This window comes from Aquibium carbonis, from assembly GCF_003970795.1.
GTDB classification, from domain to species: domain Bacteria; phylum Pseudomonadota; class Alphaproteobacteria; order Rhizobiales; family Rhizobiaceae; genus Aquibium; species Aquibium carbonis.
Genome location: NZ_RWKW01000035.1, coordinates 38,191 through 59,832, shown reverse-complemented (window position 1 = coordinate 59,832; position 21,642 = coordinate 38,191). Strand labels below are relative to the sequence as shown.

16 protein-coding genes are annotated in these 21,642 nt (G+C 64.4%); 3 read left to right on the top strand and 13 right to left on the bottom strand.

The window, feature by feature from the left end; all coding sequences use genetic code 11:
* Positions 1–114 precede the first annotated feature (114 nt).
* Both EJC49_RS10435 and EJC49_RS10430 read left to right on the top strand, forming a co-directional pair.
* A complete protein-coding gene (locus EJC49_RS10435; RefSeq protein WP_126699867.1) occupies positions 115–1,368 on the top strand; it encodes a tyrosine-type recombinase/integrase in 1,254 nt (417 codons plus the stop codon).
* The gene (locus EJC49_RS10430) at positions 1,365–1,784 is read left to right on the top strand and encodes a thermonuclease family protein (protein WP_126699866.1); all 420 of its coding nucleotides are present in this window, start codon (positions 1,365–1,367) and stop codon (positions 1,782–1,784) included. Before EJC49_RS10435 ends, EJC49_RS10430 begins: the two co-directional genes overlap by 4 nt.
* Positions 1,785–1,810: 26 nt before the next feature.
* On the opposite strand, the gene EJC49_RS10425 is transcribed toward EJC49_RS10430, so the two are convergent.
* Positions 1,811–2,542 carry an AbiV family abortive infection protein gene (locus EJC49_RS10425; RefSeq protein WP_245453350.1) on the bottom strand — a complete coding sequence of 244 codons (732 nt, stop codon included), beginning with the start codon at positions 2,540–2,542 and terminating at the stop codon, positions 1,811–1,813.
* 98 nt (positions 2,543–2,640) lie between these two features.
* Between EJC49_RS10425 and EJC49_RS10420 the strand changes: the two genes are divergently transcribed.
* Positions 2,641–3,777 carry a hypothetical protein gene (locus EJC49_RS10420; protein WP_245453349.1) on the top strand — a complete coding sequence of 379 codons (1,137 nt, stop codon included), beginning with the start codon at positions 2,641–2,643 and terminating at the stop codon, positions 3,775–3,777.
* Here the strand turns inward: EJC49_RS10420 and EJC49_RS10415 are convergent.
* The 12 genes from EJC49_RS10415 to EJC49_RS10360 form a co-directional block, all read right to left on the bottom strand.
* The gene (locus EJC49_RS10415) at positions 3,774–4,460 is read right to left on the bottom strand and encodes a hypothetical protein (protein ID WP_126699864.1); all 687 of its coding nucleotides are present in this window, start codon (positions 4,458–4,460) and stop codon (positions 3,774–3,776) included. The genes EJC49_RS10420 and EJC49_RS10415 overlap by 4 nt on opposite strands.
* The gene (locus EJC49_RS10410) at positions 4,457–5,992 is read right to left on the bottom strand and encodes a hypothetical protein (protein ID WP_126699863.1); all 1,536 of its coding nucleotides are present in this window, start codon (positions 5,990–5,992) and stop codon (positions 4,457–4,459) included. The genes EJC49_RS10415 and EJC49_RS10410 overlap by 4 nt, the downstream gene beginning before the upstream one ends.
* A 59-nt stretch (positions 5,993–6,051) precedes the next feature.
* Complete coding sequence (locus EJC49_RS10405; protein WP_126699862.1) at positions 6,052–8,184, bottom strand: N-6 DNA methylase; 2,133 nt, start codon at positions 8,182–8,184, stop codon at positions 6,052–6,054.
* 14 nt (positions 8,185–8,198) lie between these two features.
* Positions 8,199–10,574 (bottom strand): EcoAI/FtnUII family type I restriction enzme subunit R, encoded by a 2,376-nt coding sequence (gene hsdR / locus EJC49_RS10400; protein WP_126699861.1) that lies wholly within the window; start codon positions 10,572–10,574, stop codon positions 8,199–8,201.
* On the bottom strand, positions 10,571–11,671 hold the full coding sequence (locus EJC49_RS10395; protein WP_126699860.1) for a nucleotidyl transferase AbiEii/AbiGii toxin family protein: 1,101 nt from the start codon (positions 11,669–11,671) through the stop codon (positions 10,571–10,573). The genes hsdR and EJC49_RS10395 overlap by 4 nt, the downstream gene beginning before the upstream one ends.
* Positions 11,668–12,345, bottom strand: a complete 678-nt coding sequence (locus EJC49_RS10390) for a DUF6088 family protein (protein WP_126699859.1) — start codon at positions 12,343–12,345, stop codon at positions 11,668–11,670. The genes EJC49_RS10395 and EJC49_RS10390 overlap by 4 nt, the downstream gene beginning before the upstream one ends.
* A 161-nt stretch (positions 12,346–12,506) precedes the next feature.
* Positions 12,507–15,815 (bottom strand): UvrD-helicase domain-containing protein, encoded by a 3,309-nt coding sequence (locus tag EJC49_RS10385; protein ID WP_126699858.1) that lies wholly within the window; start codon positions 15,813–15,815, stop codon positions 12,507–12,509.
* A complete protein-coding gene (locus tag EJC49_RS10380; protein ID WP_245453348.1) occupies positions 15,812–18,223 on the bottom strand; it encodes a PD-(D/E)XK nuclease family protein in 2,412 nt (803 codons plus the stop codon). The genes EJC49_RS10385 and EJC49_RS10380 overlap by 4 nt, the downstream gene beginning before the upstream one ends.
* Positions 18,224–18,740: 517 nt before the next feature.
* Positions 18,741–20,108 (bottom strand): thiamine biosynthesis protein ThiF, encoded by a 1,368-nt coding sequence (locus EJC49_RS10375; protein WP_126699856.1) that lies wholly within the window; start codon positions 20,106–20,108, stop codon positions 18,741–18,743.
* A gap of 13 nt (positions 20,109–20,121) precedes the next feature.
* Positions 20,122–20,640: a hypothetical protein gene (locus tag EJC49_RS10370; protein WP_126699855.1), complete on the bottom strand. Its 519-nt coding sequence runs from the start codon at positions 20,638–20,640 to the stop codon at positions 20,122–20,124.
* Complete coding sequence (locus EJC49_RS10365) at positions 20,588–21,061, bottom strand: DUF7665 family protein (RefSeq protein ID WP_126699854.1); 474 nt, start codon at positions 21,059–21,061, stop codon at positions 20,588–20,590. Before EJC49_RS10365 ends, EJC49_RS10370 begins: the two co-directional genes overlap by 53 nt.
* The gene (locus EJC49_RS10360; protein ID WP_126699853.1) at positions 21,058–21,567 is read right to left on the bottom strand and encodes a ubiquitin family protein; all 510 of its coding nucleotides are present in this window, start codon (positions 21,565–21,567) and stop codon (positions 21,058–21,060) included. Before EJC49_RS10360 ends, EJC49_RS10365 begins: the two co-directional genes overlap by 4 nt.
* Between the last annotated feature and the right edge of the window lie 75 nt (positions 21,568–21,642).

The window sequence follows — 21,642 nt, the reverse complement described above, 5'->3', positions numbered from 1 at the left end:
GGGCGGTTTTGGCAAATTGGGGGCTGTAAAAGGGGTAGAAAACGGCCTTCCGCTCCCAGCTAGCGATCCCTGTTTCTCCTCGACCGATCCCAGTTCCGGAAGGGAGGAAACGCCATGACCGTCCTAACCGACACCGCGATCCGGCACGCACTGAAGCGCGTCGAAATCAGCCGCAAACAAGAAAACCTCGCCGATGGCGAAGGACGTGGCACCGGCCGTCTCGTCCTCGTTCTCAAGCCCATGCCGAAGCGTGTCACCGCCGATTGGATGGCGCAGCAATGGCGCGACGGCAAACGCACTAAGAAGAAGATCGGTGCCTATCCGTCGATGTCGCTGGCCCAGGCCCGCGAAATCTACAAGCGCGACTTTGCCGACGTCATCCAAAAGGGCCGAAGCATCAAGATAGCCACCGACACACGTCCCGGCACGGTAGCCGACTTGTTCGAGGGTTATGTCGCGGCGCTCAAGGAAGCCGGCAAGCCATCATGGAAGGAAACCGAAAAGGGCCTCAACAAGATCGCCGATACGCTGGGGCGCAACCGCCTCGCACGTGAGATCGAGGCCGAGGAAATCATCGAGCTGATCCGCCCCATCTACGAGCGAGGCGCAAAGTCCATGGCCGATCATGTTCGCTCCTACCTCCATGCTGCCTTTAGCTGGGGCATGAAGTCCGACAACGACTATCGCCAGCAATCCTCTCGCCGCTTCCGGCTCCCCTTCAATCCCGCAACGGGCATCCCGACCGAGCCGAAGGTCCAGGGTACTCGCTGGCTCGACGAAGACGAGTTCGTGCAACTCTATCGCTGGCTGGAATGCCCCGACACGCCGGTCCACCCCTCCTATCCTCGCGCCGTGCAACTCATCATGCTGACCGGCCAGCGCGTCGAGGAGATTGCACGGCTGCATGTCGATCAATGGGACGCCAAGGAGCGGATCATCGACTGGTCCAAGACCAAGAACGAGCAGCCCCACGCCGTTCCGGTTCCCTTGCTCGCTGCCGAACTGATCGAGTCGATCAAGCCGAACGAATATGGCTGGTTCTTCCCCTCTGCCAAAGACCCGAAGAAACCCGTCAGCCATGGCACGCTATATAGCTTCGTCTGGCGACAACGGGACCGCGGCGTGATCCCCTATGCGACGAACCGCGATCTCCGCCGGACTTTCAAAACGCTTGCCGGCAAGGCAGGTGTATCGAAGGAAATCCGCGATCGCCTCCAAAATCACGCCCTCCAGGACGTCAGCTCCAAGCACTACGATCGCTGGCACTATATGGTCGAAAAGCGCGCCGGCATGGCCAAGTGGGACAGGTTCGTTCGGGCGCTGCTCAAGAGGAAGAAAGCCAACAATCCGTTGAAGCAAGCCGCGTGAACTATCGCGTCCTCATCGTCGCCGGTGCGCTCGGCCTGCTCTGGCCCACCGCTCCTGTGCATGCCGACCCGTGCGAGGCGCCACTACCGAGCCAGGCCGGCATCAGCTTTTCTGGAGTCGTCCGATACGTCGGTGACGGGGACGGTCTTTGCGTTGGTAAGACGGCCGATCCCAAGGAGTGGATCGAAGTTCGGCTCGCGGATTTTGACGCGCCTGAACTGCACCAGCCGGGTAGTGCCGCAGCCAAGGCCGCCCTCGAGCGCATCGCCCTCCTGAGCGCAGTCATATGCACAACGGAACGAGGACGCGGCGGTCGCGTCATTTCCTACGACCGTGTGATCGCCCGCTGTCAGATCGGAACCGACAGCATCGGCGACCTGCTCCGCCACGCCGGCGTCGCCGAGGGCGGGAACTGATTCGAGCTTGGCCTCTCGAAAAGTCTCTAACCCTTTAGCTTCCGCTTTCCCTTTTCCAGGAAGCTCGACAGCAATGTCTCCATTGCCCCCATAAAGTCGTCCGGCTTCTCTTCGCGGAGCTTTTCCGCCTGTTCGACGAAACCCGAGAGCAATCCCTTCATTTCCTCCGGTGACGTCTCCAGCCGTCTCAGCATCTTCAGGCCGTTTTGGGCATAACCGAGAAATTCAGCGTTTCGCTCCGTAATCTCGGCCAGCATCTCCTTGGTGATGCGCTCGCTTGGCGCGGCGAATTCACCGTCAACCCAGTCCACGTACAGGGAGGCGTTCTTGGCTCGGTTTGACGTCTCGTGAAACTCATCTTGGGTCTGCCTGAATGCCTCCATGGCAGCCTCCCAGTCGCCACGGGCCTTCGCATCGGTTTCCGCCTCCGAGCCCTTCAGCATGTACGCATTCGATTTGTTCTTGGCAGCGTGACGGCCGAAGGCGGCCAGCACCTTCTTCTGATTGACTTCCAACCCAAGAACCAAGCTGACCGCCCACGCACCGAGGTTGTTGACCTTCGAGCACTCCTCGAGCGAGATCTGGTGGAGGCAAAGGGCACGCGCCACCGCGCCCGCTTTCGCCAAGAGTTGCGCCTCGAAAAAAAGGCGCTCCGCATTATCGAATGTCTTCTCGGCGCCGCGGACGAGAACCACCAACGGCGCGCGATCACTTTTCGCAGCCTTCTCTCCTGCGTCTTCCCGTTTGATATCGTTCATTGTTGTTCCGGCATATTGTAAACACAAATACTTCAGCGACCGCAGACGCTTGCCCGTCGAGACAGGAATAACACATGACCGATGCCGATTGGACGCCGGTGTTCGTCCTGCCGAATATTCCGCTGGACGTTGCCATCGGCTGTGAGATCGCTGCGCTCGCGCCCGCGAATGACCCTCGGGTTGCGGCCCTCAAGCGGGCGTATCCCTCGTTCAGACGCTTCCTCAACCGCTTTGCGGACAATTTCGGAGAGAAGTTCGAGCCCTCGGTCTTGATCCTCGACGCGGCCGCGCCGCCGCTCTTTCGCGACGTGACGGCCCTGGCGAGCTTCCGCGACCTTATCGCGCTCTCGGCGGTCACTCACGGCCGGGCGCAGGAACTCCGACATCCACGCGGGCATCGCGTGCTGTTCGGTGAGGCCTTCGCAATCTACCCCTGGATGCTCGACCGACACTATGAGGATGTGATCGGCAGCACGCCGGCAATCCTCGGCACGCATGAGCTCTCTCGCTTCAAGGGACAATCGTCGCCGGCCCTGTTCCGCACGTCACTCGGCAAAACAGATATCGACCAGCCGCTCCTGGCGGCGCTCATGGCTCGCTGGCGTCGCCGCTACGAAGCGGCGGAGCCTGCCTGGGAGGATGTCGCGCTGATGCGTTCGCTCAACATGGCATACCAAGCCTCCCTCTTGCCGGCCGGGACCGATACGACGTTCTACGACGTCGGTCGGGTCGTCTCCCTCTGGGTCAGCGCTTTCGAGATTCTCGTGCATCCCGGCGGAAGCGGCCAGGCCAACCGCGACAAGGTGTTCGAGATGATCGAGCGGACGCCCTGGGCCGAGACGGAGAGCAGCCAGCTCGTCCACGACACAGGCGGCAAGACCAAGGTAAAGCGCACATTGGCGTCCTGGCTCTATCAAGTGCTCTACGAGTGCCGAAACGATTTCCTCCACGGCAATCCCGTCGAGCGCAGCAATCTCTTTCTCCCCACGCCCCAACGGACGATCTTCGAATATGCCGCGCCGCTCTATCGCATCGCGTTGACGGCGTTTCTTCCGCTCAGACACGCGTTCCCGATGCCATCATCCGAAGATGCGCGCGCGTTCGGCGCCTATATCGCCGATCGCATGGACTTCATGGGACCGCAGAAATCCGCGGAGGAAGCGCTCCTGACCGCGACGCGACCACCAGCGGGCCGCGCTGCACGCCGCACGCGCGTCACTCGCCCCGCTCCCTAGTCGTCCGCGCCAGTGTCCGGCTCCGCGATCAAGTCTTCCGCCAGCTCCGAAAGCCACGGCGAGACATCGTCGATCTGCACAGCGCCGGCGTGGACCGCGTAATAGTCACCGACCGTCCGGAACGCCTCGCCAAAGCGATCCGCGAACATCTTCTGCAGCTTGTCGTTTCGACTCAGCACGCTCGACAGGGCGCGACCGCCCCGCAGGAATTTGAGCGCATGTTCGGTGCCGAGCAGATAGAGGTATTTTCGCTTCGCCGTCGGATGCTCGGCGAGCAGCAGATAATCCTTGAATACGGAATTCTGGCGGATCGACTCCGCGCCGCCCCGCCACCGAATGAATTTGAACTCGGCGACCCGCAGGTTGGTCTCCAGGTCGAAATCGCGCCCGGTATTCCCGGCGCCGAGGGACACATATTCGACCCGCTCATCCGGTTCGAGGATGTGCGGAAGGCAGAGCAGGATGCCGAGCGCATGGATGGTCACATTGATCTGCCCGGCCAAGCGCTTCATCGCGGCCGCCGCGGCCAACGCCTCCCGACCCACGCCAGCGCCCTCTAGAAAGTTTGCGCAATCCTTCGCCGCCACTCCGCGCACCGCACTCTCGATCCGCGCAAGCGTTTGCGTGAGGTCGGGGCCGGTGAACCGCAAGAGCAGGTCGCGAATATCCGCTGGATTAGTCATGCCCCCGCCTGGCCGGCGAAACGAAGCCGATCGATTTGATTGTAGTTGATTACTGCGGGGTCGGCGCCGATCACTGGAAATCGGCTGACCACATAGTGCACGACCTTGTCCATTCCCAGTTGCTGTTTCAGCAGATGATCGCGTCTACGCTCCTTCTTCAGGGCGCGCGCATAGTAATTTGCCAGGGACCGGTTATATCGGACGAACAGCGCGCGCTCAGCCTCAATCTTCGACAGATCAATCCAGTTATTCTTGCACTGGATGTTGAAGATGACGCTGCCGCGGGTGGCGACGACATCGAATTCCTTCCGATTAATCCGCTTGATGCTTGTCACGGTGAAGCCCATGCGGTCGAGGTCGCGCTTCACCATATCCTCGAAGATGAAGCCCGCATGGATCTGGAAGCGCCGGCGGCTGCCCAGGTGAACGTTCTTGAACGCGTAGAGGAAGCGCGACAAAAGATTGATGTTCGAGACGACCCTGTCTCCAAGGTCCAGGAAGGGCTGATACGCATTGGTGTTCGTCGCATAGTCCGAGGGCTTGTTGACGAGGAGGGCCTCAAGCTCGAAGGGGTCGATCGCGGATTGCGCGCGCAACATCGAGCGGAACTTCTCCTTTCCGATCTCGACGTAATAATCGTCGCGGCAATGGCGTGCGAATGCGACTACCAGCAAGCCCATGGCGGAAAAATCGGAGTCCTTCAGGCCAAAGGCCTCGTAGGTCGCCCCGATCAACTTCGCGCCATTGCGCAGTTCGGCGGCTGAAAAGATCTTGCCTCGATCCAACGGCTCCATGGCGGGCATTGTGAACTGATCGCCGCGCAATTCCGCCATCACATGGATAGACGCGCGCTCCGGTTCGAGAAAATAGTCGTCCAAGGTCTCGAAGCTGTGGCTCGACATGGCGCCAACGTGGTCGACCTCCAGACTGAAATCAGGCAGAGCGTCGAGTAGCGCAAGCTTTTGATGGAAACCGGTGATGGCGATGCAGCTATGCTCGACCTGCGGCATGAGAACGGTCAGAGCGTCGTAGGGCTGGAGAACGAGCGAGCCGGAACATGCGTAGGGCATGGTGTACAGCAGCGAGACGAAGTGCCGTCGCCGCGACTGAAAGTAGTCGACCGCCCCACCTATCGTGTCGAGCGTGATGCTTGCGCTACGGGCATCCAGCCCATGCGCCGCAAAGGCCGAGCCCATGGCCCCAGCGTAGAGCATGACCCGCGTGAAGCGAGAGATGACGGACGGCTCGAGATGTGGCGCGAGCGCCTGACGCACGGCTAGCCAGGTCGGCCCCGGATTCGCAACAAACGCATCGTCCAATCGAACCGCGCACAACCAGGCTCGGATCCGATCGTCGACGATCCCGAATGTCGGGAGATTGATGAACTCCTCGACGGCTCGGATCGTCTCATGCCATGCAGCCACCGCGTCATCGCGCCGATATTGGCTGAGAACGGAGAGCACGCCGTTGCCGTGCGCGGCCAACTGGCTTTCGATCAGCGCCCTCGCTTCAGCTCCCGATACCGTCCGCATGGCCGCACAAATCCCCAACGTCGCTGCACCTCGCGAGCCACAACCGAAAGCGTCATGCGTCAGCCGAACGCATGGTGCAGCAAGGACGGCATCAGTCCGCTTAGCGCCCTATCAACCTCGGCTTGACCAAGCTCGACTGCATGAGCTTTCGCGTGAAGGGCCTCAAACCACTCCTGCGCGTCCAGGGATGGGACCGGAACAGTAATATTGGGCAGGAGTTCGGCTGACAGCGTCTTATTTCGTGCGATCGATCCCGGTGACGCCGCGACAACCTGCGCAAAACCTTCCGGCGTACGAAAATAGTACCACAGAAACATCGGGAGACATCTCGTTCGATCGGCTTCACACGTAAGCATCCGATGATTTCCGACGCAGCCATCATCAGCAGCTGAGGCCAGCGCGATTGCCTGTTCCCACGCCATCAAATTACTGAATACGAGGTCGCCAGTGGCGATGCGGAATAACTTCTGCCAAGTGAACTCTGCCCCAGGTATTGTCCGGCGATGGAATATCCCCTTGTAGAAGCTGCGCACGCCTATCTCGGTATAGGTCTTACCAGGATCTATTTGAACCTGGCGTCGAACGAGTGGCGCTACATCGCCGAGTCTTGCGCGAGGCGAGTCCGAAGTGATTTTGTCGAACGCGCCTACCAGCGCTCCCAACTCGTCAAGCATAGCCAGCAATTTACGTTGCTTGGCGATTGCGCCTTCAATGATCTCAACAGGCCGACGGTGGTCCGCCTCCTTGGCACGAGGATTCTTGAGGTCCAAATCTACAGCAATGGTGCGACCTTCTGAATCGCGCTTGATGAGACTCGGCCCAAAGACTTTCCATGCCCGTGGTCCTTCCTCGCGCGCGGACCACCACTCAAGGCAGTCACTGAGTTCTTCGTACAGTAACGGCTGCGTTTTTGAATACTTGCGCCGACCCTCTGGAAGCGGCTGTTCCCAATACCAAATGTCACCGGTGGGCCCTGAAGTGTCGAAGAATATGATGTTGGTTGGAATATCGGTGTAGGGGGAAAACGTTCCTTCCGGCAGCCGGATGATAGTGTGCAGATTGAACCGCTCTAGCAGATCCGCCTTGATGCGCGCCGCGATGCCGTCGCCAAACAAGATCCCATTCGGAACGACTACGCCGGCTCGCCCGTGGCCTGCTCGCTTCAGGCGTCGCATAATGAGCTGCAGAAACAGCAGAGCGGTCTCGGCGGTGCGCCGATCGTCAGGGAAGTTCGTGAGGATGCCTGCTTCCTCTTCTCCGCCAAACGGAGGATTGGTCAGGATGACCTCGACGCGATCACGCTCACCGATCTCCGTCAGCTTGAAACGCAGCGCATTTCCGAACTCGATGTGGGGCGCCTCCAACCCGTGGAGCAGCAGATTCATCTGCGCCAACAGGAACGGGAGCGATGAGTCTTCGCCGCCGCGCAACGTCGAGCGCTGAAGGATCTCGCGCTTCTCCACAGTATCGGCGCTTGGTCTCATGTGATCGAAGGCTGCGGCGAGAAACCCTCCGGTGCCGCAGGCTGGATCGAGGACGGTCTCGCCTAGCTTCGGGTCGACGACCTCGACCATGAAGCGGACTACAGGCCGCGGAGTATAGAACTCTCCGTTCTGACCCGCCGCATCCCGCATCTCCCGTAGCAACGTTTCGTACATCCGGCCGAGCGTCTGGATGTCCTCGGTGCTGTCGAAGTGGATGTCGTTGACGAGGTTGATTACGTCCCGCAGGACGTAGCCACTCGTCGCGTAGTTGCGCAGGTCACGAAACACCGCTGAAACAACATCACGACGCTGTCGGCCTTCGCCATTCCCACGAAGGCTCCGGAGATATGTGAACAGGCCCGGACCCTTCGTTCCGTCGGCTCGGACGGTCTGCTCTCCATTGATGAACGAGAGCAGATCCGGTCCCGTGATGCCCGCAGAATCGGAGGCCCAGTCGCGCCACCGGTATGGCGGATCAATCAAGCCGCGGTAGGTCTCGCCTGCAAGCACGGCCTCGTCTTCGTGGACCCTTTCCATGTCGTCCACGAACTTCAAGAACATCAGCCACGTCAGGGTCGGCAGCCGCGTGAGGTCCGTCTTCAACTCCCGATCCTTGCGCATCTTGTTGCGCGCGGACTTGATGACGCTGTCGAGGCGTTGAGCCGTCGTCTTTGGCGCGTTGTCCTTCTTTTTCTCACGTGGCGGCATTCAGAGGTGCTTTCCTAAGCGGCGTACAAGAGGCCGGACATTTCGTTGACGGCCGCGCGAAGCTTCTCCGGACCTCCGAAGCGTCGCGCGATTTCACTCGGATTGCCGAAGCCCGCGAGCGGCGGCACTTTCAGGATGCCAGGCAGCACGAACTGAGCCGCGCCATGGTCGGCGTATTTTTCGAGCAGGGCTTCGAGCACTGCTCGTGCATCGGCGCCATACTGATCGAAGAAATCTCGGCGGTCACGCTGCAGGCGTTCCGCCCGCTCCCTGCGAGTCCTCAACGGCGCGTTCCAGGCGAGATGACAGAGCAGATCGAATGGATCGTCGTCTGGCCGGCCCGTTTCCTGCGCCAAAGTCTCAAGGTCGATGCCGCGCTCGGCGAGCGCTTCGACCACGGCCTGGCGCTTATCGGCATCGAGCCAGTCCGCGCGAAAGCTCGCTGCGGTCGGATAAAGCGTTCGGACCTTCTCACCGGTCCAGTCCGTCAGCTTCTTGCAAGTGAGACGTTTGCCGTCGGTATCCAGCTCGTAGACGAGGTGGGCAACAACCTCCACCGCACCGCCATCGACGTAATACTTACGCGGTTCGCCCGACTCTTCGTCCGGCGGCAGCCCACTCGGCGGCTGCTCGCCTTCCGGCTCGTCGGCCGTCTCCTGCGGAGGCTTCTCCTCGCCTTCGGTCGTCACCACCTCGCCGTCGGCGTCGATCTCGGTGACCGTTTCGGCGGTCGGTTCGCCGTCGAATTCCGGGTCGGCGAACTTCTCCGTGGCGGTGCCGGTGTAGTCGAGGATGTTGAAGAAGAGCTTGCCGTAGTCCTCGCGCAAGCGAGTGCCACGCCCAATGATCTGCTTGAACTCTGTCATCGAGCCCACGACGCGCGCGAGAACGACATTTTTGCAGGTCGGCGCGTCCACGCCCGTCGTCAGAAGCTGCGACGTCGTCAGGATGACAGGAACTTTCGTTTCTACATCCTGAAACGCATTCAGCTTGCCCTTCCCGATGTCCCCCTCGTCGGCGGTGACGCGACAGGCGTAGTCCGGATAGGCAACGACGAGATCTGAATTGAGGTTGGCAAGCGCGCGGCGCATCTCGCTCGCATGCTCCTGATCGACACAGAAGACGATTGTTTTGGCGAAGCGGTCCGTTTGCGCAAGGAAGTGCGTGAGATGTCGGGCGATTGCTTCGGTGCGGGCGCGCAGCGCGACAACGCGCTCGAAGTCCTTCGTGTGATACTCGTCGTCGGGAACCTCACGTCCGAAGCGGTCGAGCTCGCCCTTGGTCGGCCGCCAGCCGGCGGCGTCATAGTCGGTCACCACCCGGTGCACACGGTACGGCGCAAGGAAGCCATCGGCTATGCCTTGCGCCAGCGAGTAGGTGTAGAGCGGCGCGCCAAAATAGGCGTAGGTATCGCGATTGTCGTCCCTGAGCGGCGTGGCGGTCATGCCGAGCTGATACGCCGGCTCGAAATACTCCAATATCTCGCGCCAACTGCTGTCGTCGCGCGCGCTGCCGCGATGGCATTCGTCGACGATGATCAGATCGAAGAAATCGCGCGCGTATTCCCGATAGAGGCCCGGCCGTCGTTCGTCGCGGGCGATCGCTTGGTAGATCGCGAAATAAATATCGCGAGCCTGGCTGACGACACCATTCTCGATTTTGAACCGGGCATCGCCGAATGGCGCGAACGTCTTGCCCATTGGATCATCGACGAGGATGTTGCGGTCCGCGAGAAACAGGATCTTCGGTTTTCGGAAATCCCCACGTTTGTTCCACCCAGCACTCCAGAGCCGCCAAGCTATCTGGAAAGCCACCGCCGTCTTTCCGGCGCCGGTACACAGCGTCAAGAGCGCGCGGCGCCTGCCGGTCAGAATGGCTTGGAGCGCCTGATTGACTGCACCTTCTTGATAGTAGCGCAGCGGCTTGCCTGGGTCGGGAAACCCGGGCGTGAGGAGCCGATTGGCCGCAGCATCGTCAGCCAAGCCAAGGCCGGCGCGCTGCCGCGCCCACAATTCCGCGGGTGCTGGAAAGTCGGCGCGCAGCGTTTCAACACCGGTGAAGAAGTCGAACTCCACAATCTCATCGCCGTTCGTGGCGATCGCGAACTTCAGCCCCAGAATCTCCGCGTAATCCTTAGCCTGCTGTAGACCATCGGCGGCGGACTTGTAGCCTGCCTTCGCTTCCACGACAGCGATCGGATAGTCGGCGCTGAAACGCAAAATGTAGTCGGCCCGCTTCTGCCGGCCGCGGCGCGCACGCCCCCCGACGAAGATCACTCGGCCATCTGTAAAGGTGCGCTGCTCGTTGATCGCATGGGGTGCGTTATCCCATCCTGCAGCCTGCAAGCGCGGCACAACAAATTTTCGACAGGTGTCGGCCTCTGTGTTCATGCTCCTCTGCCCCCGGTCCGGCCTCCGCTCGCCTCAGTTGCTTTGGTTTGGTTGATGCGCGCCTCGAGCTCGGCGACCCGTCCGAGGACCTCTCCAAGCGCGGGCGCCGTTCCGAAGATCATTCCCGCCATGGCGGCGTAGTCGCGTGCGAGCTCAGTGGCCATTTCGCGGCTCGGCGAGAGCGTGAAAGAGCCGGGCGCCGAAGTCGCGAGATTCAGATCCGGACTGTTGAAGAACATGCGGGCGTGCCGCACGCAGTCGGCGCCCAGCGCAAGATCGCTCGAAGCGGCGCGTCCGACATCGGAGTCGAGTAGCCGATAGACATCATAGTAGTGCCGTGAAATTCGCTGCCCGCCGCCGCGGAGCGCGCCACGCGCATCGAACCATTGGCGCAATCCATGCAAGATCACGATCTTGTCCCAGAAGGTGCGTTCCGCGACGACAGTTCTGACCTCGGGCACGCTCAACTCGAGATCGGCGAGCACGTCGGCGACATAAGGTTTGACGATTGCGGGTTGGTTCGGATCGAGAGCCGACTTTGCGCCTGACTCGATCTTGACCGCCGGCCTGACGTAGCCCTCGTCAGCCGCCGTCACCTTCGGATACCAGATCAATAAGCTTTGCCGGTCGGGGTCGTCCGGATCGAGCTCCACCCGCCCGGCATCAGCTTCCAGGCCCGCAGTTTCCAGGGTCTCGCGCAAATGCCCCTCGACCTGCAGGCGCATCGACTCGTTCACGTAGGCTTGACTCGCGCTCTTGATGGCGTCGAGGCGCCGTCGCCGTTTCTTGCCGCTTAGCGCCTCCAGTTCATCAACCGTCGCTCCCTCGCCCAGGTCATCCCGGAAGACCGTGATGTCGATGTCTTCCGAGAAGCGGGAGATCAATCCGAACGCCTTCGAGAGCGAGGTCCCGCCCTTGAACAGCAGTCGAGGGCCGCTCGCCTCGGCGCCGTTGAACAGCGCATCGAGGGTCCAACAGACCCAAAAATCCTTTTCGATGTTCTGCTCCGGGGCGCCCAAGCTTTGCGCCGCGCCGAGAAAAGCGTCGCGGCGGTCCTCCGCAGCAGCCGAAAGGAAGGTGACGAAACCCGGATTCATCGGCGGCTCCCGGGCTGTCGCTTGGTCGGTTTATTCCGGGAAGAGGAGGACGGCGGTTCGTCGAGCAAGGAGCGGAGGAAGTTCTGCATCCAGTCCGGCAGGCTGGTGAACCCCTCGCGCAAGTCCGCCACGATGGCTGCGCCGTGATCGGGATCGGCGAGGATCGCGGCGAGACGGCGGTGAATACGATCGCGATCGGTGTCGATCGTGCCGCGGAGCCATTGCAGCGCTTGGACGACGCGCATCGCCGGACGGCCCGCCCAGTGCAGGCGGCTGGGCGCGGTTAGTTTGAAGGTGATGGTTTGGGCGCCCAACTTGATCGGACGCAGGCGCGCGTCGGTGTGGACCGAGATCTTGGCCGGGACTGCATCCGTCAGCCCAAGGTCGTTGGCCGCTGTCAGCCCGTCGACCAACATGCGCGCCTGGTCTCGTCGCACAAGCGCGTCGATGACCCGGCGTGGATCGGGATTGGTCGGCTTCCCTGTCAGGCTGTTGGGCCGAGGCAGATCGTAAAGGCCGCGCGTGATGCGACGAATCTCTCCGGCGCTGGTCATGCGTGACAGCGCCTGGTCGATGGCATCGCGCGAGCCGATGTCCAGAAAGTCGGTCGGCGTCCAGACGCCGAACGGCGCCTGGGCAGCCATCCGCTTTTGAATCTGGGATTTTAGATCCATCCTCGCTCGCCCCTTGTCAGAAAAATGTATACCTGTTTCTGACCGCAGAGTCGACACTGTCAGAAAAATGCCTACAAACTTCTGACACCTCTCCTTTCCGGCGATGGCCTCTTCAGCCCCAATGCGGAACTCCCTCCGGCTCCGGACCTCAAGATTGCCGCTCATCTTGTCCGGCCCACCCAGCGCACGAGTCCCGGCGTCATGTAGACCAGCGCGCCGCGTGGGGCGCCCGTTGCCCGCAGATAGTCTTCGAGCTGACCAGCATGCAGGCGAATATCCGCGTCGGACGGATCGACGTCGCTCTTCCAGTCGATGACCGCCTCGGCCCGATCTCCGGCGTAGGCAATGGCGTCGATGCGTCCAGCGAGCGCCCTTGGCTTCGAGCCCTCGAGCAGCGCATAGATCGGCCACTCGGGCGTCAGGCGCTCGCGAAGCGCCGCGACGTCGGGTAGCTGCAACGTGCGCCAGGCGGTCGCCGCGATTTCATCGGCGTCCGGAAGCTTCTCGCTGTCGTCCGGATCGAGGACCAGCTCAGCCAGCAGCTCGCGGGTCCGCCTGGCAAAGCGGCCCACCTCTTCGACGAGCTCGCCAGTCAGCACCTCTTCCATCAGCTTGTGCAGGAGAAGACCGCGCACACGTCCCGCGCCGACAGGCAAATCGACCTCGGGCGCGTCCCCGGCATCAAGCGTGATGGCCTCGACCGCCTCCAGACGATCCGGATCATGATCGCTCGGCCGGACCCAGGTCAGCGGAACGGCCGCTTCGTCGATGATTGCGCGTTCGGCGGCGAACAGCTCAGCTGTCTGCATATTCGGCGGGTCGGCGATCGTCGGCATCGGCGCCGGCGTCATGCGGGAGACGTCCAGCTCCGGCAATGCATCATGGCCGAGATCGACGATGCGCGCCCAGGACTTCTGCTCGGCCTGCGCCAATTCCGGCACGATCAGCAGTTCACGGGCCCGCGTACAAGCCACGTACCAGAGCCGTTCGCGTTCGCGCATCAGGCTTTCGTCATCGGTCTCGAGCGCCGAGCGCAGTTCGGGCGGCACGACGTCGCCAATCACCCAATGCAGCGTGTCGTCGTCAGCCCGGTGGACAAACGGCTCGCGGGAGCGGAGCAAGGTTGCGGTGTTGATCGGGATCACCACCGGCCATTCGAGGCCCTTAGCGCTGTGGATGGTGATGATCTCGATGGCGTCTCCGTCGGCGTCGACGCGCCCTTCGTTGTAGGCGGCGCCATCGCGCCAATCGCGGCTCACGTCGCGGGCGAAGCGCTTCATGCCTTTGACGCCGTAGGGCCGCGCCCGTTCGAGCAGCGCCTCGACGTTGGCGGCGGCTCGCGCGCTGCGGTCTCCTTCGCGCGCGCTCAGGATCGGCCGCACAGCCAGCCGCTCGACGGCTTCGGCGAGCAGCAGCGCGGGGGTCGTGGCCCGCGCCCGGCGGCGCAGGTCCTGGAGGATCGTGAGGACCCGCCGCGCGACGGGATGAGCGACGTGATCGGGATCCGTCGCGAGCGAGAACCGGGGGATGGCGTCGGGCCGATCTGCAAGCGGCGGCAATCCCGCGGTGATGTCGAGCAACTCCTCTTCGCTGAGCCCTACAAGCGGACCGCGCATCAAAGCGCCGAACGCCAAGGTGTCGCCACCGTCGGCCAGCACGCGTACGAGCGCGACCAGGTCCTGCACCTCTTGGCGGCGGAACAGGCCTTTCCCAGCCTGAGAGGCGATCGGTAGCCCGCGCGCTTCGAACGCGCGCTCGTAACGCCACAGCTCCGAGCCCGTGGGGGCGAGCAGCGCGATGCCACCCGGCGTGAGCGGCGCAAGCGCGCCGTCTTCGTCACGGATCGTCACGTTGCCGATCAGCCGCGCACAGAGATCGGCGACGGCTTCGGCTTCGGCGTCGCGGATCTGCGCCGCCCGCGAATCCGGCGGCAGATCGATTGTGATCTTGGCGGCGCACGGCAGATCGTGATCGGGCGGATCGAGCGTTGGCGCGAGCTCCACGTAGCCCGGCTGATTTTGGGCCGAAAGCGGCGTAGCGAAACAGCGGTTGATGTGGCTCAGGATTCCCGGCCGTGAGCGGAAGTTCGCCGTGATCTGGACGATGTTGTTCGGCCAGCGCCGGGCAATCGCGCCCCGCGCCTCTGCGTACGAGCCGACGTCGGCGCCCCGGAAGCGGTAGATCGCCTGTTTGGGATCGCCGACCATGAAGAGAGCGCCAGCGCGCAGGCTGCTGTCCTGCCACCGCAGCGGGCTGTCGTCAGCGGCGATGCGAAACAGGATCTCCGCCTGTTTCGGGTCGGTATCCTGGAATTCGTCGACGAAGATGTGGCGATAGCGCTGCCCCAGCGCGCGACGGACCGCATCGTGTCCGCGCACGAGCGCGCGCGCCCGTTCCAGGAGATCGTCAAAGTCGAGAACGGCGGCTGCGCGTTTGAAGGCGGCGTAGTCGGCGAGCACCTCATCGAGCTCATCGGATAATTTGGCGACCAGCGCGGTCGCGACACGGCCGAGGATGGCGCGGTAGCAGTGATCCACCCGCGCAAAGTGGCGGCCGGCCTCGGCGTTGAGCTCGGCGCCGCGATCCTTGCCGGCGGCCTTGTCCCATGCCGCCTTCGTCCTTGGGGTCAGCAGATCGAACGTGTAGCGCCGCATGCAAGACAGGCGCGCCGGATGAGCGAGCCGCCATAGCGTGTCGAAGACAGGCGCCGTCGCGAAGCTGCCGGCGAAGTGATCGGCCAGCGTCTCGAGCTGTCCGACCAGGTCGAGCGTCTTGGGCTCGATAGGCTGCGCCGAAAGCCAGCGGCGAAAATCCGCGACGGCCTCGACGAGGTCGATGTCCGGTCGGCCGCTGAGATCGGCCGCGGGCGCCAGCGCGCCGCGATGCTCCAAGCGAAACCGCGCAAGGTTTCGCAAGGTGGCGGCCACGTGATGCGGATCGTACTGCGACAAGGAAGCGATCGGATCGTCGGCCCGCGCCGGTCCGTTCAGCCGCCTTCTGAACCATTGCTCGAACACGGTCTCGAACGCCGCTTCCGCCTGCGTCGCATCGAGGATGCGCGCGCCAGGATCGATATCGGCCTCGACCGCATAGCTGCAGATGATGGTCTGGCAAAACGCGTGGATGGTCGTGGCGGTCAGCTCATCGAGCTTACCCGCAGCCTCGAAAAGGACGCGCCGCTGCGCGTCGGTCAGCCCGTCGGGCAGAGCCTCCCGCAGCGGTTTTGGAATACGTCCCGCGAGCAGATCGTCGACATAGCGGTGGACGCGCGCGCCGAGCGCGCTCGCCGCAAGCTCCGTGAAGGTGATGGCGGCGATCGAGCGCGGTTCAGCGCCGCTCATCAACAGCATCACCAGGCGGCCGGCCATGAGGGCGGTCTTCCCGGTGCCCGCCGCCGCCTCCACCAGCAGCGTCAGATGGAGTTCTGTAAGCGCCTTGAGGCGCGCGGATTCGTCGGCGAGCTTCGTCATCGCACGCTCCAGATCCGGGCGAAGTCGCCGAAGGCGCGACCCAAGGCTGCTTGTTTGCTCTGGAAATAAACCGCCGGCGCCGCCGGCAGGGCCAACGCGAAGTCGTTCCAGTCCTCGCGTGCGTCGGGACCGGGCAAGGCGATGCCGCGACGCAAGAGATCGACGGCCGCACTGAGATGCGCGCCGATATCGGAGATCGCCTGATCGACATCAGGAAGATTGTAGGGTCGGGGTCGATCGGTCCCGAGGAAGACCAGGCGCGCAATGACCCGCGGATTGTCCGCCACGAGCTGGCGGGCGGCCAGGGCGTAGAGCACGCGCTGCAGCTCGGCGCCGCGCCCGAGAACGATCTCGCTGGCCTTCGCGGGTTCAGCGCCGGTCTTGTAGTCGGAGACGCGAACGCCGTTGTGCGCGCTGTTGAAATCCACCCGATCGATGCTCCCGCGAATGCGCAACCCGGTGCCGGGGATGATCACCTGGCCTGTCGGCGGCCACAGCAGATCCCCGGCGGGGGTCGTTCCATCGTCCTCGCGGCCGAACGCCAGTTCGGTCCAGCTGCGCGTGACCGGCTGAAATGCCTCGTCGAGCGTCAGCGCCTTCACCGCGAGATCACGCGCGGCCTCGAGCGTGTGGCGCCACAAGAGGAAGGGCGGCGTCGAACGCTCGACCGGCCACTGCGCTGCGATGGCGGCGGATGCCGCATCGAGGGCGTTCTCGATCTCCCGGCGGGCCGCGCGCACATAGCCCGGATCGGGTTCGAGCTCGTCGACCGTGCGCTTCAGCATCTCATGAACGAGCTCGCCGAAGGCGCGAGCGTCGAGCGACAAGGGTTGTTCGTCTTCGACCAGCGACCGCCAGCCCAAGGCGTAGCGCCAGACGAACGCAAGGGGGTCGCGCAGCATGAGACGAAGCGACGTCGCGGACTGTACCTGTGCGATGGCGCGCGCGATGACGGGATGATCTTCGCGCACGCGGCCGTCATGAATGGTGACCCCAGGGCTTCGGCGATTGCGCCAGCAGGCGTCAGCCGCGAGCACCAAGGGCGAGCTCGCCGCTTCTTCAGGCCGCGCGAGCAGGCGATCAGCTTCGCTGAAGGCATGGCTCGGGATACGCGCGCGTTTCAACGCCGCGGTACGCGGGCCATGCGGCACGAGCGGACTTGGCGCCTGCAGCCCGCCTTGGGCGTTGCGGCGACTCCGCGAGACCACAAGAGCGCCATCGGCCCGCGCGGTGATGATCGCATGAGCCAGCCGGTCCTGTTCGGTGATGGAATCGGAATCGAGGGCCTCGCGCGACAGGATGTGGCTCGGCACCAACGGATCTTCGCCGGACGGCCGTGGCCATGATCGCGTCGTCAGGCCGAGCAGACGCACGAAGCGACGCGGGGCCGCTGCGAGATGACTCGCCGGACACCAGACCGCGCAGGCGCCCGCGTCGCGCCCGTCAGGAAGCCGAAGCTCCTGCAGCGAGAATTCGAGCGCCTCCGGCGGCGCACGGCGCAGCGCCTCGACCCAGAGCGCCCGTGCGGCGCGCCCGAGCAGCAGGCCGCCGGCCGCATCTGCGGCACCGGCTCCTCTGGCGAGCACCTCGAGAACCGGGATAAGCAGCGGCCGCACGTCGACGCCATCGGCGCGGTGCGTATTGGCTTCGTCGAGCGCGCGGCGCCATTGCTCAAGCTCGAACAGCGCAGCGCCAGGCCGGAGGCCCTGCGCCCAGGTCGGAGGGAGCGCATCGAGGCCGCGGCTGCGGCCGGCGGCGTGGCCGAAGAGCCGGCGAACGCGATCCTGGCTCAACCCATTGAGCAAGACGTCGGCCAAGGCGGCGCAGACCTGGCCTTCCCACGATGCCAGCGCCGGTACGCCGTGCGAGAAATGCAACGGGAGACCGGCGTCGGCCGCCAGCACCAGCATGTGGTCGTCCCAATCCTCGGTCGCCGTGGCGCAGACCGCGATCTCCTCCGGCCGGGCGCGGCCCGACGCGATGAGCTCGCGGATCCACCGCAGGGCCTCGACGGCCTCGGCCCGCGGTGAGGCGCAGGAGACGATCTCGGGCGACGCCGGTATAGGCCGCGCATCGGAGGCAAGCTCGCCGGTGAACCAGGCGGCATTGGGATCACCGGGATTGCGCCAGGCGAGTGGCACTTGCGGCGCGAGCGCAAGGAGCAGCGGGCGCCAAACCGGGGCGACGCGCACGACCCGATCAAGCTCGACCGCGCCCAGGACCGCTGGCGCATGCGTCACGCGCTGCAAGGCGGCATCGCGCAGATCGCGCGGCGACAGGACGCCCGCCGGCAGGCTCGCGCGCACGCGCGCCTCGATCATCGTGAGATCCTGGAGCCGCGCGCTCTCATGGGCGTGGTCGGGCAACGCGAAGTCGGCGCTCCATAGCCGGGTCAGCGTCCAGGCCACAGACCGCGTCATGCCGGGCAGGTTTCGGATGCTTTCGAGTTCGGCGAAACCGCCGGCCTCGAGCGCCGACCGGATCGCCGGGTCAAGGTCCTCGGATCGGGCCGGTCGCGTGAAGCCGCCGGCGAGCCGCGCCGCAAGCTGCGGCAAGGTCATAATCTGCACGCCGGCTTCCGCCTGGCGCGCGGCGGCGATCCGCCTCATGCGAAAGGCGAGCGGTCCCTCAACGATGACGGTCCGGCGATTCATTGTCCCCCGGTCTCCCCTCTCCATTCCCACTTCGTCGTGCCGAATCGCCAGATCGAAGCCTGTCGATCACCGCCGCCCATGAAACATAATCGCCAGGCGCCGAATAAAGCGGAACGCCGTATTTCCAAGAACTTCGGCTTTTTGGCCGCCTCCTGCATGTCGGCTGTTCGCCTGCGGCCTCGATTGCTTGGCGACATCTCGGCTGGGGCGGGCGCCACCTGATCTCTCACAAGAACTACGGACATCACCAAAGTCAGCCGACCGGACGCGATCACCCGGCCATTGAGAACCCGGGATTGAAGCGACTGAAGTCGCCGGGATGGCGCGACACCGTGCGCTGCTCTGGGCTCAGAAGGTCGAGATCGATCAGCCCATGGAGCTGGCCGCCATGCAGCAGGCGAAGCACCTCCGATAGCGCCAGGCAGGCCGCTACCGATCCGACGAACGGCGCCCCCACCGCCTTGCCCGCCAGCAGCGTCATCCCGCACCGGTCGAGGACTCCTTCGGCAACCAGCTTGGCATAGGCCGGCCGCGCCTCGACCTTTTCGCCGCCTGCGGCTGCCTTCCAGATCTCCGCCGCCGGCCGCCGCCCGGGCAGCAGGTGAAGGCGCATGGTGCGGAAGTCGCGATGGCCGCGGCCCAAGCCCGCCTCGACGACGAGATCGAATCCCACCTGGTCGAGGGCGCGGCGGCCCGCCGCGTTGTCGACGCCGCACAGGGCGATCGCCGGCTCGTCGGCCTGGCGCTTGAAGTCGGCCGCAAACAGCCGCTCCTGAATGGACGTCGTGAAGCCGCGGCGCTCCGCCCACGCCGCCATCGCACGCGTCTTCCGCTGCCCGATCATGTCGCTTTCGCTGAGGATCGAGGTGCTCTCGGTCGAGGCGGTGATGAGGTCGACGTCCTGCAGCACCAGCAAAAGCTCGGCAGGGTCCCGGTATGGGAGAAGCCCGAGTCCCCAGAGATAGGCTTGGCCAAGATGCCCCAACCCGATCAGCCACAGCCGGGAGGGCAAGTAAGTCAGAGCTGGCTCGCTCGCATCCGCCTCGAGCCAGTCCGCGTCGGGACTGGGGCGCCAGAGCGAGAACCCGACCACGCGGCGGCCCGCCGCCGGCATGCCGCCGCTCACATGGAGATAGGCTTCGTTGACGGCCAAGGCGGCCGACAGCATGCCGCTCAGCGGCATGGCTGCGCCGGCGTCGGGCTGAAGATCGGAGTGGATCGGCAGAATTCCACCTCGCCAGCCGCTTGCCGCGGCGCGCACGCAGAAACCGTCACGCCGCGCGCCGGGCCCGCCCCCGATGATGATGGTCGGGCTCTCGTCATCGCGGCGCTCCAAGGCGCCGCCGAGCGCGACAACCGCCTCGGCGAGCGTTCGCCCGAGCGGCATCGACAGGGCCAGCGGCGCATCGAGCGCGCCAGTAACCGTCACGCCGCCCAGAAAGACGCGGTGGCCCAGGGCGACGGTCGTCAGGAGCGCGGCCTGGTGGATCGGGTCCTGAGCGGCGGATGCATCGATCTCGACGGCGAGCCGGTAGCCGCGGAACAAGGCCTCGGCCTCCGCAACGCTCGCGGCCGTGCCGCTATCGATCGCGTGTTTGACGAGCCGGTGGAACGAATCTGGTGAGATCAGCGCGGTCATGAGGGCCGCCTCCTTAGAGTCCGATGTGGAAGAAGCGGCTTCGCTCTTCGGCCGGGACCGTCGCCCAGCGCTTGCCGCCGAGGTACTGGTACATGCCGATGTCGCGGCGCGGCTGACGCCCGGTCGCGAAGCGCGGCAGGATCAAGGCGATGTGCCCGGCGCGCGAGATCATGGGATGGTCGCGGTCGGAGTCGCTTTGTCCGGCGCCGCCTGGGTGAACGTGGATGTCGGCAACGACCGACAGGCCGCGCGCCTTGCAGATCGCCCACAGGTCGCTGAAGTAGCGTCCGTCGAAGCGCACGATGCCGCTGTCGAGGCAGTGCGGATCGAGGTCGTCGTAGAGTACGAAGTCTACGACGCGCGCGCGGCCGTCTTCCCGGCGCCCGAGCAGAAATGCCCCGCTCTCCCGGCTGCACCGGCGGCCGCGCTCACGCAGCTTCCCGCAGAGCCGCAACCACAGCAGCCACGAGCAGGACAGCTCATGCCGCGGCGCGAACAGGCGCCGTATAGTCGCGAGATTGAAGAAGTTCATGAACGAGCTCCAGGTACTGAACGACCCCATCGGCCGGGCGCCAGATCTTCGACGGCATCTCGTGCCGCCAGTTGTCATGGCCTGCGAAGCTTTCGCGATCGCAGGGCAGGTAAAGGGCGGTGCCGTTCTTCCAGTCGGTGCGAAAGACCGCCGACACCCGCCCGCCGCGGCCGCGCGGCCACAGGTCGAAGGCGAGCACCTGATTGGTGTTCAGATCCCAAGGCCCTCCCGTCGGGGCGGCCTGCGGGTAGCCGGCGCAGTTCAAGCGCAGGATGTATTCGCGACCGTCCCTGGCGCTCACGCCGATGAAGACGAAGGGCCAGGAGACACCAGCCAGTCGCCAGCGACCCTCGGCCGCGCCGAGGCGGAACGCGGCCTTGGCCACGTCCGCCTCGAAGGCCCGCTGGTCCGGCCCACTCACGCGCTGGCCCCGGAGGCGCCGTTCACCCGCTCGTCGGCGACGAGGTCAAAGGCGAGGGCGCAGACCTTGCCGTCGGTGAGCGCGCCGATATGCGTGCCCGGCGCCGGCCGGTCATGGGTGCCGGCGATCTGCAGCACGTGTTCGCCGGCGTCCTCGCCGGACATTCCGAACTTGTGCTCGGCGGCCCAGCGCTTGACCCTCGCGACCGTGGCGCCCGGCGCGAACCGGCGCTCGACGGTCTCGTTGTTGAACGTCACCGTCACCTCGATGTGCCGGCAGCGGTGAATGTGGACCTTGAGGCCCTTGGCCGTGGCGCGATCCTTCAGCAGCGCTGCCTCGTCGATGGGCTCGTCCTCGTCCTCGAGGAAGAGCATCGCGTCGGCGGCGATGCCGTGCTTTTCAGCCAGAAGGCCCTTGAGGATGGCGAAGGTCGCGTCGGGATCGAGCTCGATGTGCGCGATCTCGCCGACACCCTCGCCCTGGTAGAACAGGTCGATGGACTTCATGTGTCTGCACTCCGGGGATCGAAGTGCGAGGCCCTAGTGCCTGTCTCCGTCCCTTTGCCCAGTTGATCGACGGCG